This window comes from Cycloclasticus sp. PY97N, from assembly GCF_002443175.1.
GTDB lineage: Bacteria > Pseudomonadota > Gammaproteobacteria > Methylococcales > Cycloclasticaceae > Cycloclasticus > Cycloclasticus pugetii.
Genome location: NZ_CP023664.1, coordinates 1,391,286 through 1,407,087, shown reverse-complemented (window position 1 = coordinate 1,407,087; position 15,802 = coordinate 1,391,286). Strand labels below are relative to the sequence as shown.

At 42.3% G+C, this 15,802-nt stretch carries 14 protein-coding genes, 1 tRNA gene and 1 riboswitch; of the genes, 3 read left to right on the top strand and 12 right to left on the bottom strand.

All coding sequences use genetic code 11. The features are described 5' to 3' along the window. Positions 1-511 precede the first annotated feature (511 nt). From CPC19_RS06950 to CPC19_RS11945, 8 genes are all read right to left on the bottom strand, one after another. Positions 512-1,132, bottom strand: coding sequence for a cation diffusion facilitator family transporter (locus CPC19_RS06950; RefSeq protein WP_016390674.1), 621 nt, complete (start codon positions 1,130-1,132; stop codon positions 512-514). A 9-nt stretch (positions 1,133-1,141) separates the two neighbouring features. Further along, complete coding sequence (locus tag CPC19_RS06945; protein WP_016390673.1) at positions 1,142-4,333, bottom strand: efflux RND transporter permease subunit; 3,192 nt, start codon at positions 4,331-4,333, stop codon at positions 1,142-1,144. A 10-nt stretch (positions 4,334-4,343) separates the two neighbouring features. Continuing rightward, the gene (locus CPC19_RS06940; RefSeq protein ID WP_016390672.1) at positions 4,344-5,576 is read right to left on the bottom strand and encodes an efflux RND transporter periplasmic adaptor subunit; all 1,233 of its coding nucleotides are present in this window, start codon (positions 5,574-5,576) and stop codon (positions 4,344-4,346) included. A gap of 2 nt (positions 5,577-5,578) precedes the next feature. Continuing rightward, positions 5,579-6,856: a TolC family protein gene (locus CPC19_RS06935; protein ID WP_016390671.1), complete on the bottom strand. Its 1,278-nt coding sequence runs from the start codon at positions 6,854-6,856 to the stop codon at positions 5,579-5,581. Between the two features lie 91 nt (positions 6,857-6,947). Further along, a complete protein-coding gene (locus CPC19_RS06930; RefSeq protein ID WP_016390670.1) occupies positions 6,948-7,208 on the bottom strand; it encodes a hypothetical protein in 261 nt (86 codons plus the stop codon). Positions 7,209-7,820: 612 nt separating this feature from the next. Further along, positions 7,821-7,908, bottom strand: a tRNA-Leu gene (locus CPC19_RS06925). Positions 7,909-7,972: 64 nt separating this feature from the next. Beyond that, positions 7,973-8,278 (bottom strand): LuxR C-terminal-related transcriptional regulator, encoded by a 306-nt coding sequence (locus CPC19_RS11950; protein ID WP_240183326.1) that lies wholly within the window; start codon positions 8,276-8,278, stop codon positions 7,973-7,975. 86 nt (positions 8,279-8,364) lie between these two features. Then, on the bottom strand, positions 8,365-8,619 hold the full coding sequence (locus CPC19_RS11945; protein WP_240183325.1) for a response regulator transcription factor: 255 nt from the start codon (positions 8,617-8,619) through the stop codon (positions 8,365-8,367). A gap of 66 nt (positions 8,620-8,685) precedes the next feature. Next, positions 8,686-8,893: riboswitch (cobalamin riboswitch) on the top strand. A gap of 110 nt (positions 8,894-9,003) precedes the next feature. Here CPC19_RS11945 and CPC19_RS06915 point away from each other — a divergent pair. Continuing rightward, positions 9,004-10,827, top strand: a complete 1,824-nt coding sequence (locus tag CPC19_RS06915) for a TonB-dependent receptor domain-containing protein (protein ID WP_016390668.1) — start codon at positions 9,004-9,006, stop codon at positions 10,825-10,827. Between the two features lie 37 nt (positions 10,828-10,864). Here CPC19_RS06915 and CPC19_RS06910 read toward each other — a convergent pair whose 3' ends face one another. The 4 genes from CPC19_RS06910 to CPC19_RS06895 form a co-directional block, all read right to left on the bottom strand. Then, positions 10,865-11,647: an ABC transporter ATP-binding protein gene (locus CPC19_RS06910; protein WP_016390667.1), complete on the bottom strand. Its 783-nt coding sequence runs from the start codon at positions 11,645-11,647 to the stop codon at positions 10,865-10,867. Then, positions 11,644-12,645 (bottom strand): iron ABC transporter permease, encoded by a 1,002-nt coding sequence (locus CPC19_RS06905; RefSeq protein ID WP_016390666.1) that lies wholly within the window; start codon positions 12,643-12,645, stop codon positions 11,644-11,646. Before CPC19_RS06905 ends, CPC19_RS06910 begins: the two co-directional genes overlap by 4 nt. A gap of 22 nt (positions 12,646-12,667) precedes the next feature. Beyond that, positions 12,668-13,516, bottom strand: coding sequence for an ABC transporter substrate-binding protein (locus CPC19_RS06900; protein ID WP_016390665.1), 849 nt, complete (start codon positions 13,514-13,516; stop codon positions 12,668-12,670). Between the two features lie 107 nt (positions 13,517-13,623). Continuing rightward, positions 13,624-14,034 (bottom strand): MAPEG family protein, encoded by a 411-nt coding sequence (locus tag CPC19_RS06895; RefSeq protein WP_016390664.1) that lies wholly within the window; start codon positions 14,032-14,034, stop codon positions 13,624-13,626. 107 nt (positions 14,035-14,141) lie between these two features. Between CPC19_RS06895 and CPC19_RS06890 the strand changes: the two genes are divergently transcribed. Both CPC19_RS06890 and CPC19_RS06885 read left to right on the top strand, forming a co-directional pair. Further along, the gene (locus CPC19_RS06890) at positions 14,142-14,990 is read left to right on the top strand and encodes a fumarylacetoacetate hydrolase family protein (RefSeq protein WP_016390663.1); all 849 of its coding nucleotides are present in this window, start codon (positions 14,142-14,144) and stop codon (positions 14,988-14,990) included. A 194-nt stretch (positions 14,991-15,184) separates the two neighbouring features. Further along, the gene (locus CPC19_RS06885; protein WP_016390662.1) at positions 15,185-15,781 is read left to right on the top strand and encodes a LexA family transcriptional regulator; all 597 of its coding nucleotides are present in this window, start codon (positions 15,185-15,187) and stop codon (positions 15,779-15,781) included. Positions 15,782-15,802 lie beyond the last annotated feature (21 nt).

Below are 15,802 nucleotides of genomic sequence, written 5' to 3'. Positions count from 1 at the left end.
AGTAGCTGGACAGATGAAGAAGGCTGTTTTTTAATCTCGGCAACCTGTCTAAGTTTATTACTTTCTGGCCGTGAATATTTCTAATTTCAGTTATTATGAAATGAGCTTTCAAGTAATGTTTATTTAATTACAACAAAATTGTTGTAATTAAAACCCTCTATAAGTTTCTTATTTATATCATTACAGTAATGTGCCGTAACCGTGGTCATGAGAGCTTTCAGAAAAACCTACTAATGGAAAAAGAAAGATAATTAGACTAAAAATTAATGATTGAATTCGCATATTAATGCTCTTCTTGAATTACTCAATTGTTATATGAGTTGTTTTTTTGTACCTATAAATAGGCTTACCCAACGTGTTTTTTTTCAATGCGGGGAATAAGTAACCACCTTTTACTTTAAGTGTTATCACTACTGGTGAAGATATATTATTTTCCCAATGTCATCCATGAGTACCTGAAAAGATTGCGGTTAATGAGCCTCTAGACTTATTTTTCGTACTCACTTTAAAGCTATTCTAAGTCTATGTTTAAAGTGCTCTTAGCCTCACGAATAACACCCCAAGCAGAATGCATAACGATTATGGCAATGATCAAGCCAATAATAATGTCAGGTAACGGCGATGAGAACCAATAAACCAAGCCGGCTGCAATGAGCACACCGACGTTGTTAATCATATCGTTGCGCGTGCATACCCATGTGGCTCGCATATTGATGTCCCCGTCTCGATACGCCATTAACAAGAAGAAAGATATTGAATTGGCAATGAGCGCCAACACCCCAAACACCCCCATATTGAAGGCATCAGGTATATTGTTAGTGCTTAGTAGGTAGATTGGTTGTATTAAAATTCCTAAGCCCAATATCATCTGAAATATACCGCTAGTTAATGCCGCGCGACTCTTCCAATGAGTTGCACGCCCTAGGGCAAATAGCCCTAGAGCATACACCAAAGCATCGGCCAGCATATCTAATGAGTCCGCCATTAATGCGGTGGAGTGGCTTAGCATGCCAGCAATAAATTCAACGACAAACATCACCGCATTTATTAATAAAACTAAGATCAATACGCGTTTTTGTTGTTTCGTTGCCGCTTCTATTTTATCGCTGGAACAGCTATCACATCCGGCCATTTCTATTTCCTACCCTTCATTATGTTGCTTTGAGAAATACGCATATAACGCAGGTATTACCACCAACGTTAACAAGGTTGCTGAGAAAAGCCCGCCAACGACAACCGTTGCCAGTGGCTTCTGTACTTCTGAGCCAATTCCTGTCGCAAGTAACATAGGGATAAGCCCAAGAGCTGTGGTTGCGGCGGTAATGAGCACGGGACGTAAACGTGATACAGCACCTTCAAACACGGCCTGTTGACTAGATAGCCCATCTGCAATTCGTTGATTAATGGCATTGATCATCACCACGCCATTCAATACCGCAACACCAAACAAGGCAATAAAGCCAATTGAACCCGGTACAGACAAGTACTGACCAGAGATAAATAATGCAACGATACCGCCAATCATAGCTAGGGGCACATTCAACATAATTAATAAGGATTGCCCGACAGAATTGAATGCAAAGTACAGCATTAAAAATATCATTCCCAGTGAAACGGGAACGACAATCATCAGCTTATCTTGTGCTCGTTTTTGGTTTTCAAATTGCCCACCAAACACAACGGTATAACCAGCGGGTAAATCAATCTCGTCATTGATTCGCTGATTTATTTCAGCTACAAGGCCACCCATATCACGGCCTTCAACATTGGATTGAATGACCACTCGTCGTTGCACATCATCTCGACGGATTTGTGGTGGACCGGATTCGATTTTTACCTCAGCTACATCAGCCAATTTAACCCATGCACCGTTTGGTGCTTGTAAGGTGATATTTTGAATGGCTTCTATGCTGTTGCGATAACCTGCATCCAAGCGAACAGTAATATCATATCGTTCGTTGCCGTTAATGACTTGACCTGCTTCCATGCCACCAATGGCATTGGCGACTAGATCCATTACTTGCGCAACAGGAATGCCATAACGTGCTAATGAATCGCGATTAGGACGAATAGCCAATTGAGCTTCACCCGCAATTTGTTCCATTTCAACGCCGCGAGTACCCTCAATTTTGCGCACCAAGCCTTCTATTTTTTTACCGGTGCTTGCAAGCGTGGCTAAATCTGGGCCAAACAGCTTTATAGCTAATTGTGCTTTCACACCCGACAGTAACTCATCTACGCGAGTAGCAATGGGCTGTGAAAATGAGAATAGCAAACCAGGATGAACTGACATCTTTTCCTCCATCAATTTTTGTAATTCTTGACGGTTGGATGAGCTTGTCCATTCATCTACAGGTTTCAAGCCAACAAATATCTCAACGTTGGATACAGGTTCAGGATCACCGCCAATTTCAGCACGTCCAGCTCGACTGGAAACGTATAGAACTTCTGGGAAGGTCATCAATTTCTTTTCAAGCTTCCCAGATACTTCTAATGAGGTTTCTAAGCTAGATGAAGGCGCTAGTGTGACACGAATGTTTAAGGTGCCTTCTTCCAATTCAGGCACAAACTCTGTTCCAAGAAAAGGCACTAAAGCGAGTGAACCAATAAACAAGATGACGGCGCCGAAGACAATTTTACGAGGTGCACCTAAAGCCCGTGATAACAGCGGGCGGTACATATTGTCAAAAAAGGTAACAATTGGATTGTCTTTTTCTTTAACCCCGTGACGGAACATGTATGTTGCCAATGCGGGCACAATAATAAGCGCAACCAATAACGAAGCTAACATAGCCAATACAATTGAAATAGCCATTGGTTGGAACAACTTGCCTTCGACTCCTTCCAACGTAAATAACGGTGCAAATACGATGATAATAATCATCACCGCAAAAAACACCGGCCTGCCGACTTCACGGGCAGCTATTAGAATTCGAAGTGAAATCCCATGATGGTCTTGAGCTACGTTATATGGATCGGGTGCACCTTCCGCTAGCACTGTTTGAGCGTATTGCTCGTGCTCCCTATCAGGCTTACTTAAATGACTGAAAACATTTTCCATCATCACAACCGAACCATCCACCATCATACCGATAGCTATGGCTAAACCACCTAACGACATCAGGTTCGCTGAAATACCCCAATAGGCCATAAACATGAGTGCTAAACCAACCGATATTGGCATTGAGATGAGCACCAAAAAGGCGGCACGGATGTTCATTAAAAACAGCATTAAGACAACGATAATCAACACGAATGCTTGTAATAATGCTGAGCTTACCGTCTTAACGGCTTGATTGACTAAGTCTGCTTGATCGTAAAAAGGTTCAATAGTCACACCGTCCGGTAATGCCGTTTGTATCGCGGGTAGCCTTGCCTTAATACCATCGATAGTCGCTTTTGTATTAGCGCCTAAGCGTTTCATTACGATCCCTGCTACTACTTCGCCCATTGCAACTGGGTTTCCTTTAACATCACGAGTCGACATAGTCACAGCGCCTTGACGAATTTCAGGGCCAAAATCGACTATTGCCACATCACTGACTCGTACTGATACGCCGTCAATATTTTTTAACGGAATATTACCGATGTCACGTAAACCCTCTTTGTCGCTTCGTACCCAGCCTACACCACGAATAATGAGTTGTTCCGCACCTCTGTCTAAATACCAGCCACCTGCATTACGGTTGTTTTCTTCAATAGCTTCAGCAATATCTTTAATGGTTAGTTTATAAGACAGTAATTTACTGGGATGTACTTGCACTTGGTACTGCCTTACTTCACCGCCGAATGATAAGACTTCGGTTACCCCACTAACAGGCATTAATAGCAGCTTGACCACCCAATCGTTTAGACTTCGCAAGGCAATAGCATCAAATTTTTCAGGATCGTCAGCACGCAAAATATATTGATATATTTGCCCAAGCCCTGAAGTATTTGGCCCCATTTCAGGGGTTCCAATACCATCTGGAATTTGCTCACGTGCCGATTGCAGGCGTTGAAAAATAAGTTGCCGGGCAAAATAGATGTCGGTTCCTTCCTTGAAAACGACAGTGATAACAGATAGCCCTGTTTTAGATATTGAGCGAACTTCTTCAACATCAGGCAAGGCGTACATCACGGATTCGATAGGGAAGGTGATTAGTTGCTCGACTTCCTCCGAAGCAAGTCCACGAGCTTCAGTATTAATTTGTACTTGAACATTGGTTACGTCCGGAAAGGCATCAAGATTAAGTGAAGGTAATATTAATGTTCCGCCAACAAGAGTCGCCAGCAGTGAAAGCACTACCAGCAGACGATTATTAATACCGAGGTCAATAATTTTATTAAACATGGTTGTGGCCTCAATGGTTATGAATGTTAAAACCAGACTTTGCTAATTCTGATTGTAAAAAGAATGCACCATGAGTTACGACGCGAGTGCCTGCATCAATACCATCAATTACCGTCACTCCATTATTTGTTCGTAATACATTGATTTCTTTAGGCTCGAATTGGTTGTCTTCGTGCTCAACAAATACCATCCAATCGCCATCAGGGCTACGTAGAACCGCATCGGCAGGAACAGACAGTACTTTTTCTGCGTTATTTGCAGCAATGTTTACGTCAACAAAAACACCTGGGTGTAATACGTCATCAGGGTTTGCTACTTCGATACGAATACCAATAGTACGTGTGCTTTCATCCAAAGAATGATGACGTTGAATAACGGTTCCCTTTAATGTTTTTTTACCAAAAATGACATTGGCCATAGCTCCTATTTGCACGTCTGTAACTTGTTTTGCGGTTAGTCGAGTATTTACCCAAAGTTTCGTTTCATCACTAACTTTAAATAACATTTGACCTGCATTAACTACTTCACCCAATGTAAATTGATCCTGAATTACGGTGCCACTTTGCAACGCTAATAGTTGGAAGCGACCGTTGGCCAGTCTGGCATTACCCGCTTTTAAAATGGCCTCAACTTGTTGTTGGTTCATGCCATATGCCTGCACTTTTGCACGAGCCTGTTCATTGTTTACTTTGGCTTGTATGTATCGAGCCGCAGAAACTACTTTTTGTCCTAACTTTCGAACACGGGTCCATTCTCGAGCAGCTACTAAAAGGTCGCCCTGTGCCTGTGCCATTTCAACACTAGATAACGTGACTAATGGCTGCCCCGTAGACACTAAATCACCTAGTTTTGCATGTCTTTTAACAACCTGAGCATTAATGAGTGATACAGCCTGACTGGTTGCATAAGCATTTAGGGTTATTTCGCCTGGTGCACTAATGCTGAGGTCTATATTCGTTAACTGGAGGGGCGTAGTGGTTATGCCTGCTGCTTTTTGTTGAGCAGCTGTTAAATGAATTCCTTCCTCTTCTTCATGTGCATCACCGCCTTTTTCATGTTTTTTGCCGTCATTTTCATGCGTATCATGATCTTCTTCATGGGCATCACCGTCTTCTTCATGCGTATCATGATCTTCTTCAGTATGTGCGGTTTTGTGGTCATGGTCATCTTCTGATGCATGGATGGTTTGAGCACTTGATAGAGTTAAAAGAGTGATCAAAAAAATGGTATTAAACTTATTCATTATTATTCTCCACTGCCTAATTTCTTAGGGATGCTGTTTGTTTGTAGGCTACTTTGGGGGCTTATCCATTTAGCAATATCGCCAGAGGCAATGAGCCATTGCGTCCAAGACTGCCATAGTTGAGCGCGCTGCCTAATGACACTTTCTTCGGTATCAAGTGATTGTTTGAGTTGCACCAAATAGTCGGCTGTACTTAATTCACCTGCTTTCCATAGACGGCCTAACAGTTTTTCTTTTCGTAATAAATGCTGACCTCCGGTCGCTTTCCACTGAGCCCATGCTTGACGATTAACCTGAAGTGTTTGTTCTGCTGAAGTCAGTTGAGCGAGTAATGCTTGTCTCGTACTTGTTGCTTCATATTCACGCTGTATAAGCAGTAATTGGGCGGCTTCTACTTCAGCGCTTAAATTATTTCGTACAAACAGAGGCATTGAGAAACTAAGGCTCGTTAAATTATCGTTGCCTTCCTTACCTGCTTTTATTCCAATACTTGGGTTAGGGCGTTGTTCGCGCTGACGTAATTTAATTTCTGCACGAGCAATGTTCATTCGAGTAAGGGCAAGACGCATCTCTGGTAAGCGATCGAGTGTTTGATTCGAATCCTTTACCGGATATTCTGAGCTGGTAGGTATGTCACTCATTACTGGTAATGACATTAGTAAAGAGTTACTCCCGCTCCCTAATACCACGTAAAGATTCTGTTTATTGATAATTAACTCAGAACGAGCATCAGCTAACTCAAAATTCGCTTCGCTGCTTGCTAGTTGGGCTAGAGCCAGTTCAACTTCGGTAAGGTCTCCAGCTTGATAACGCTGTTTGGCAATACTGAAAAACTGTGACATCGAATTTGAACGTTTTTCAATTATTTTCAGCGTATCAATACTGGCTTGATATGTAACCAATGCTAATAAAACTTCAGCAGTTAATTTTTGCTGTGCAACAGTTAATTCGGTAAGGCTAAGCTGCAATTTGAAATCGGCAAGATGTGTTTGCGCTAATCGTTTATCACCCCAGTCAATGGTCTGAGTGATGCCCGCTGTTTTTGTATCAACACCTGCTCGTTCATACTCAAATTCAAGTTCTGGGTTGAACAAAGGTTGATTGGCAGCACGAAGCTCAGCTGATGCCTTATCAGCAGAAGCTTGAGCTGCTTGTAATCTAGGATGATGTTGTACAACTTGGTTTAGCCAACTTTCGAGCTTCTGTTGCTCGTTAGCGCCAACTGTTGAAGGTAACAATAAGGCGCATGCAAAAAGGCTAATGACATTTAAAAATCTCATGGAAATTCCTATAAATAAAATAAAACATAGACGATTTAAATTAATGAATCGTGTAGGTATCGCCGGCTATAACCGACAAAATTATTAGGAATTAGCTAAGAGGGGGACGCTGGAGCGGGCTGGTTTGGTGTGACTGAAAAAGTAGGTTATATGCCAAGGTGTCACGTTTAGCTACGTGAAGTGATACTTTTGTATAGAGACCAATCAAGCCTAACAAATGAGCACCGGCGTGACAGCAGTGATCATCATCTAGGTGGTTGTCTTGATCACTAGTTAGATCAGTGCTGTGTAAATCAGCTATATGAGATATAGTTTGCTGATGTTCCCCGGCAATATCATCATGACCGCTCATTGCCCACACACTGCTATAGCTTAGTGTGCTAAGAATCAGAAGCAGTATGCTTAGGTGTTTAAGCACGATGTGTTTTTTCGGGAACATTGGCGCGAACTCTAACCCTTTGAACTGTCGCTTGTCAAATAAGTGTTTATTCTAAATTAAGTGGTTTGTTGGGTTTATTTTGAGGTGAATGTTGCTAGCAATACAGAAATAGAAAATGGACTGAGGAAATGAACTATGAGCCCGTCGTGGTGGTGACGGTACATCAAGGATATATCTGAAAATAAAAAAGCCCCAGCACCGCAAGGGTAACTAAGACTTTGATATATGGCTCCTCCGACTGGATTCGAATCAGTGTTCCAATGATTAACAGTTGTTTTATATAGTTGATTACTGCCGCAAACCTTTTGGGAGCAAAGTATTCTATGTTTTTCTTGGTTATTTGTGATCTAGGGAAATATGTTGAGCGCGAGTCTATCGACGCTTTATATTCGTCCCATTCTTACGATGGGGAAACGATTGCTAAAAAGATAACAAATAACAATTCAGCATTGACCCCGCATTGACCCGAAAACTATAGGCAATAAAAAAGCCCCAGCAAATAATTGCTGGAGCCTCGATATTCAATGGTGCCTGGGGCCGGAATCGAACCGGCACGACCGTTAAAGTCGCGGGATTTTAAGTCCCGTGTGTCTACCAATTTCACCACCCAGGCAATCAAATTGAGCGCGAATTTTACCCTATGATGACGATAATGACGAGTGGAAATTATTATAAATTTATAAATTTTTTAGCAGACCTTCATTAATGGCCAATTTAACAAGTTCGATATCGTTAGAAACGCCTAGTTTTTCGTGTGCTCGATAGCGATGCGTGTTAACTGTTTTGGGGCTGATCGATAATGAATTGGCAATATCTGCAATTCTGTGGCCATCAACAATTTTTGTTACTATTTGTAACTCTCTACTGCTTAACTGGCTAAAAACATTCTTTTCTGGTTCTTGCCCACTGAAGATTAAGTTGGTTGCCACTGCAGAGGACAGGTAGTTTTTACCTTGGTAAACCGACATAATCGCGCTTGTCATTTCATTAACCGCGCAGCCTTTATTGATATAACCTTTAGCACCTAACTTTATAGCCTGATGCGGGATAGGGCCATCGTCATACACACTTAGGGCAATAATTTTAGAACTGGGTTCGCGCTTAATATTCGTTTCAACGCTTCGGCGCCACCTATACCCGGCATATTTAAGTCCATTAGGATAACGTCTGGCTTGAGTTGTTCGGCTAATTTAACGGCTTCTTCACCCGATGAGCCAATCGCCACAACTTCAATATCCGGGTCAGATTGCAAGATGTGCTCTATACCACTTCTAACTAACTCATGATCGTCAACAAGTAGAACCTTAATACTATTCGAATTCATTAGATATTGATTTTCTTCAATTAATTAACCTAGCGCTCATCTTGACTAGCATAGACTAAATCAAAGATAATGCCCACGCTTTTTGGTATTAGGCCTTTGCCTAATTAAAAGGGAAGTTGGTACGATTTAATCAAACCCAACGCTGCCCCCGCAACGGTATATAAGTAACATGTATCAACAGCCACTGTGTCAAAACATGGGAAGGCGATACATCGGTTAACAGAACATTAGCCACTTATGAGCCCGGAGACCTGCCAAAGGCAAACCGGTACGTTGCGGGTGGGCAACTGGGCTGACGTTGTTTACTCTATTTCAACTTCATCACATTTCCTCACGTGCGTCTTTTAACTGGCGCGGGGCTGCGCCTTCTAACGAGGAAATCTCATGAAAAAAACTCTTTTGGCTGCAAGTGTTGCCGCCGTTCTACCTTTTGCTCCTTCAATTGTATTCGCCAGTGATGATGCGCTTATTGTGACGGCTACACGTACGACGCAAACGGCTGATGAAACATTAGCCTCTGTCTCAGTTGTGACCAAAGAAGAGATCGAAAAGTATCAATATAAAACGGTTGCGGAGGCTATTTCAGGGCTTCCTGGCGTAACAATTGCCAACACTGGCGGTTTGGGCAAGCAAACGTCATTATTTTTACGTGGTACAGAGTCGAACCACACCCAGGTTTTATTGAACGGCGTTAAGTTGGCAACGAATGCCTTTGGTGCGCCTCAAATTGAGCATATTCCACTTAACCAAATTGAGCGTATTGAGTTGGTACGTGGGCCGCAATCAAGCTTATATGGCTCTGGTTCTATTGGTGGAACTATTCAAATTTTTACTAAAAAGGGAAGCGGTGAGCTAACACCTCATCTTTCGGTTGGTTTTGGTACGCATGATACGAAAGAAACCACCTTTGGAATTTCTGGTGGAGATGCATCTAATTGGTATAGCTTAAGCGGCGGCTATACAGAAACAAATGGTTTTAACAGCTGTGATGGTCGAAGCGGCACATCATTCATTGGTTGTTTCGCTACCGAGCCTGACGACGATGCTTATAGAAACAGCAATGCCTCTATACGAGCAGGGCACCGCTTTGCAAACTCTGCTGAGCTAGAGTTTTTTAGCTTATACAGTGAGGGGCAAAGTGAATACGATGGTTATTTCAACACAACGGACTTTTTGCAACATACCTTTGGTGCTAAGTTGACGGCTGATGTGTCAGACACATGGACTGTAAAAGCAACCTTAAGCCAAGGCAGAATTGAGGCTGATAACGAAGGCGCATTTGCAGCCAGTTTTGCTGATAATCAACAAGACCATTTTAGCCTGCAAAATGACTTCCAAATTAATGATGAACACGTGTTGGTGTTAGGTTATGACTACGAAGATGACAAAATAAAAGAATCGGGTGGCTTCACAGAAACCAATCGTCATAGCAATGCCGTTTTTGCTCAATTATTAGGTGAATATGGTGCGCATTCTTATCAATTAGCCGTTAGAAATGAAGATAATGAGCAGTTTGGTAGCAATACTACGGGCAACATTGCTTGGGGTACGTCGCTTTCTAATAATTTACGCTTAAACGCATCGTTTGGAACAGCTTTTGTTGCGCCAGCCCTTGTTGATCTTTATTCTCCATTTGGTGCAAATCCTAATCTAGATGCTGAGCGCTCTAAGTCCTTTGAACTAGGTTTAGTGGGTAAACACGCAGATATTACGTGGTCGGCCAGTGCTTACCGTACAAAAATTAAAGACTTAATCGCACTGGATAGTTTATGGGTTCCTCAAAATATCTCCGAGGCGTTGATAAAAGGGCTTGAGCTGCAAGCAGCTACTGATATTGCCGGAATAAATGTCGATGGCCAGTTTTCTTGGATTGATCCTGAAAATAAAAGCGGCGGTGTGAACGATGGTAATGTGTTGGCTAGACGTGCTGAACAAACCTTTACCTTGAATGCTAATAAAGCATTTGGTGATTTTAGTCTTGCAAGTAAGGTGTTTGTGTCGGGCCGTCGCTTTGATGATGTTGCAAACAATCGCCGTCTTGCCGGTTTTACCACAGTCGATTTAGTAGGTGCTTATAAAATAAACAAGGACTTAACAGCACAAGTAAAAGTTGCTAATTTATTTAATGAAGAATATGAAACAGTAGCGGGTTACAACACAGATGGTGCCAATGTGTTTTTCTCATTGAGCTATCAACCAGCTAATTAGCATCGTTAGCCGTTTCTAAATGGACTAGGGGGAGGGCTTATGCCTTCTCCCTTTTTTTATGCTGCCAAGGTAAAACCCATTGGCTTCCTTGGTGTTCTCCAAAAATCGCATCAACACCATAAACAGCCTGCATGTTCTCAATCGATAGTACATCGTTGGCGATACCTTCAGATGTTTTTACCCCGTTATTCAGTAAAACAAGATTCTCACAATACCTCATGGCTAAGTGCAGTTCATGTAAAACAATAATAACTGTTTTTCCTTTTTTCGCCAGCGTTTGCAATAACGCCATAACCTCAATTTGATGCCGCGGGTCGAGTGATACGATCGGCTCATCTGCCAGTAAAATAGGGCTCTCAGTGGCCAGTGCTCGAGCTAGCATCACTCTCGCTCGCTCACCGCCAGATAGCTCATTAACCGAGCGGCCTATTAGGTGCTCTATATCCACTTCTTTAATAGCCTTTTCTACTGCTTGTAAGCTTAAACTATCTGCATGATGGCCATCATTATGCGGGTGCCGGCCTAACATAACGACCCGTTCAACGGTTAGCGGCCAATGGCATTCACCAAGTTGCGGCAAATAGGTTATTTCTTTTGCTAATTCAATCGCTTGCATGGCTTGAATGTCTTTGTCTGCCAAACGTATTACACCCGATTCAATCGGCAGTAAACCAGCTAAGGCACGCATCAGCGTGGATTTACCGGCTCCATTAGGGCCAATTAATCCAGTGAGTTTTCCTGCTGGAAACTGAATACTCATATTTTTTAATATGCTGTGGCCGGATAAACTAACGGCTATGTTTGATGCCACTAAACTCATGAAAGCCACTCTCGTCTTGATTTTAAAATTAAATGTAAAAAGAAAGGGGCGCCTAATAAGGCGGTTAATACGCCAATTTTAAGTTCTTGTTGCGTCGGTATTAAGCGAACAATCATATCGGCTGCTAATAGTAATATAGCACCACCCAGTGCGCTGCATATTAATAGCCGCCCAGGTTGGTAGCCTACATGTGGCCGCAGTAAGTGCGGGACTACCAAGCCTACAAAGCCAATACCACCGCTTACCGATACCGCAGAACCAACTGCTAAGGCAACGCCTAAAATAATACGTCGATTAAGCTTTGCTAAGTTAACACCCAAGGATTGGGCAGTGTCTTCACCGAGTGAGAGTACATCTAAATCGCGCCGTCCTTTTAGCATTAACCACCAACCTAATAGGGTTGGCAGTAGAATCAACCAAACGTGTGTAAAGCTTCTATCGGCTAAGGAGCCCATTAACCAAAAAAATATTTCAAGAGAAGCATAGGGGTTAGGCGATAAATTGAGCGCTAACGCTGTTAAGGCCGCTGTAAGGCTACTAACAGCGACGCCCGCCAATATTAGGGTGAGCATGCTGCTATTTTTACCGGTTAATAAGTACAGAAAAACAACCGCTAATAAAGCACCGGCTATCCCCCCGAGCGGTAATGCAATGGGAAAAATAGCGCTTAAACCAAAGTAAAAAACAATCACTGCGCCCAAGGCGGCACTGCTTGATACGCCGATAACACCGGGTTCGGCTAATGGATTTCTAACCATACCTTGTAAGGCCGCGCCGGATAAACCTAATGACGCGCCAATCAGCACAGCGAGTAGGGTGCGAGGCAAACGAATTTCTTCAAATACAATAGATTCTAGTGTAGATTCGTTATTAACAATACTTTTTAAGCTATTGATAATGCTTATATTTAATTCGCCTATTATTAATGACAATGCCATTAACACTAACAGGCTCATTAATAAGATCGCTGTTAAGCGGGTTTCGTTATGGTTAGTCATTAAGCGAGTTTGCATGGGCGTATTAAAGAGGTTGCGCTAATAATTGCTGCTGTAGATAACTCGCTGCAGCGAAACTAGACGGTCCTGCACAACTCCAATATCTATCAGGAATGGTTATTCTTTTTACCTGTTTGAGCGCTGCGTATCGCTGGATGGCCTGGTGCTGTAAAATTTGGTGCGCTAAGCTGTTGGTGTTGTTATTGGAGCGTCCTAATAAAAGAATGTCTGGCTTTGATGCTAATAGGGATTCTAGCGATAAAGGGGCAACAAAATCTAAATTCAATTCCGCAGCAATATTTCTTAACCCCGTCATTGTTAAAATTTCATTGACGATCGTCTGCTGGCCTGCGGTAAAGCCGTTGGCATAGTAAACAGCTGCTCGTTGAGACCTGTTATCTTGTGCCCCAATAATGTTAGCTAACTGTTTGCGCATAGCCAGAATAAGCGCCTCGGCACGAGCAGGTTCACCAATTTGCTGACCTAAAAAGCGCACTTGCTGAAAAATGCCGTCACTGTTAATAGGTAAGCCTAACTTGATCACCTTATAACCTAACTCTTCAAGTAGCTGGTTAGTTGGTTGGGCGGTAAATTCACCAGCAACAATTAAGTCTGGCTTAAGTGCCATAATCTCTTCAATACGGCTACTATGTTGATGATATTGAGCCGCTTTTTGGTATAAATAAGAGGCTTCTGGGTTCGCTGCTAATGGCGTAATAGCAATTAATCGCTCGGGCGGTAATAATAGCGCCATTAATAGCTGATCGGCACATAGGTTTAGCGAAACAATCCGTTGAGGTTTTGCTAGTACGTTAACGCTGATCAATAAGCTGATAAAAAAGGCGATGAGTCGCTGTGTTTGTTTCAATTGCATGCCAGTAATTATACGGCTATTTAACAAAAAACAAGGGATATAAAAAAGGCTAAACCTGAAGATAAGGTTTAGCCTTTTTGTTGACTAACTAAAAAATGTAACCTTTCTTACATAACAATCTGCCAGATATAAGAGATTAATAATGCAACTTGAACAACAAAGAAGATACCGCGAATCAGCACAGCAATAGCTGAAGTAGAAATCAGATGTACGATAGATTGAGCCACTCTAGCATACAGAATGTACATAACGGTTGGTTCCAATAAAGCCATTTGACCCGCCAAAGAGGCCGTTAATACGACGGCAGCAAAAACCGGTAGCAGTTCAAGGCTGTTTAAGTGTGCACGGGTTAATCGTTGACCAAAACCCGGTACATCTGAGCCATCCGGTTTAAAGCCGTTTATAGGAATACCGCGCTTAAGAACAAGGTCACTAACCGCACGAAATGTGGCTATCGATAAAACAAGAATTAAGGTCCAAAACGCGAACCCGCCTAAGGCTACAACTGCATTACTCATATTTATATCTCCCAAATTTATTATTAGTTTGTATCACTGTTCACCAACATAGTGATTCAGATATAGTATCAGAGTATTTAATTAACCCTTAATGAAAAGGCTCCTCTATGAAATTACTCAATGTTGGTTTACCTGGTCAGGAAACTCCTTGCCTGTTAGACAGTAACAATAGAATTCGCTCTTTAGAGGGTGTGTGTGATGTTATTTCATCTGATTTTTTAGCCAACGATGGTTTACAGGCACTGAAAAACCTCGATGTTGATAGTCTGCCCATTATAGAAAAGCCTGACCGCATTGGCGCGCCGTTATTAAACCCAGGCAAGATTATTGCTGTTGGTTTAAATTATGATGAGCACATTAAAGAAACAGGGGGCAAGCAGCAAGACGAGCCGGTGCTCTTTACCAAAGCAGTTAGTGCTTTAAGCGGCCCCTTTGACCTTATTGAGCGACCTAAAGGCGCGACACAAGTGGACTGGGAGATAGAGCTTGTCGTTATTATTGGTAAGCCAGCTCGATATATTTCAGAAGACGATGCAGAAGCGCATATTGCTGGTTTCTGTACGGGCATTGATGTATCTGAGCGATATTTTCAAAAAAGCCGAAGTGGCCAGTGGCTTAAAGGTAAAAGTGCAGATACCTTTGCCCCCATTGGACCATACTTTGTGACCTTGGATGAGTTTAAACAGTACCAATCATGCGCTGTGAGCTTAGATGTTAATGGTAAACGGATGCAGGCCAGCAACACCGATACGATGATTCATTCAGTTAAAAAATTGGTGAGCTATATTAATGAGTTTATGAGCCTTCAACCGGGTGATTTAATTTTTACCGGCACGCCAGAAGGAGTAGGGCTTGGTATGAACCCACCACAGTTTCTTAAAGCAGGCGACAAAGTGGTTGCCGAAGTCGAAGGACTCGGTGCTCAACAGCATAACGTTGTTGATTATAGCGCTTAGAAACTAGCAAAATATTATGGCTGGTCAAAATTAGACCAGTTTTTATAAGTAGTCGCCAGCACTACCTTTTTTTCGCTTTACGATACTTCTTCACAAAGTTATCCACAGTTTTAGTGGATAACTTTTAAAAGCCCTTTTCATTCCAACTTGATTTACGTACACTATTCAAGTGTCTTATAGAAAAGAGTTTTATCATGGTCGAAAAAGTAACAAAACATGGAGGAGCGCGTGCAGGAGCAGGTCGCAAAAAAGGCTCTTCAAGCTATGGCGAACCTACCAAGGCCGTTAGAATACCAGAAAGCCTTATGGCGACTGTTAGCGAATTACTGGAACACAAAAAGCAAAAAATTAACGCTGAAAAAATACCTTTTCCTAATATTTTTTTACCCGATTTAGATAGCCCCGTACCATCTATCCCACTCTATGGTGTGAGTGTTGCCGCTGGTTTCCCGTCACCGGCCGATGATTACATAGAAAAAAGACTTGACCTGAATGAACTCCTTATTAACAAGCCGGCGGCTACTTTTTTTGTTAGAGCAGAAGGGGAGTCTATGCTGGGCGCTGGTATTCACCCCGATGATATCCTTGTGGTTGATCGCTCTGTTCATGCGGGCGTGGGTAAAATAGTTGTTTGTGCTCTAGATGGCGAGTTAACTGTTAAACGGCTGCGCTCAAAAGAAGGTAAATTGGTGCTTGCTCCCGAGAACCCAGATTACCCAGATATACCCATAAAAGAGGAAGTAGACATGGTTATTTGGGGTGTGGTAACGAGCGTTATCCACAATGTATAAAAACCTATAAAAACGCTAACT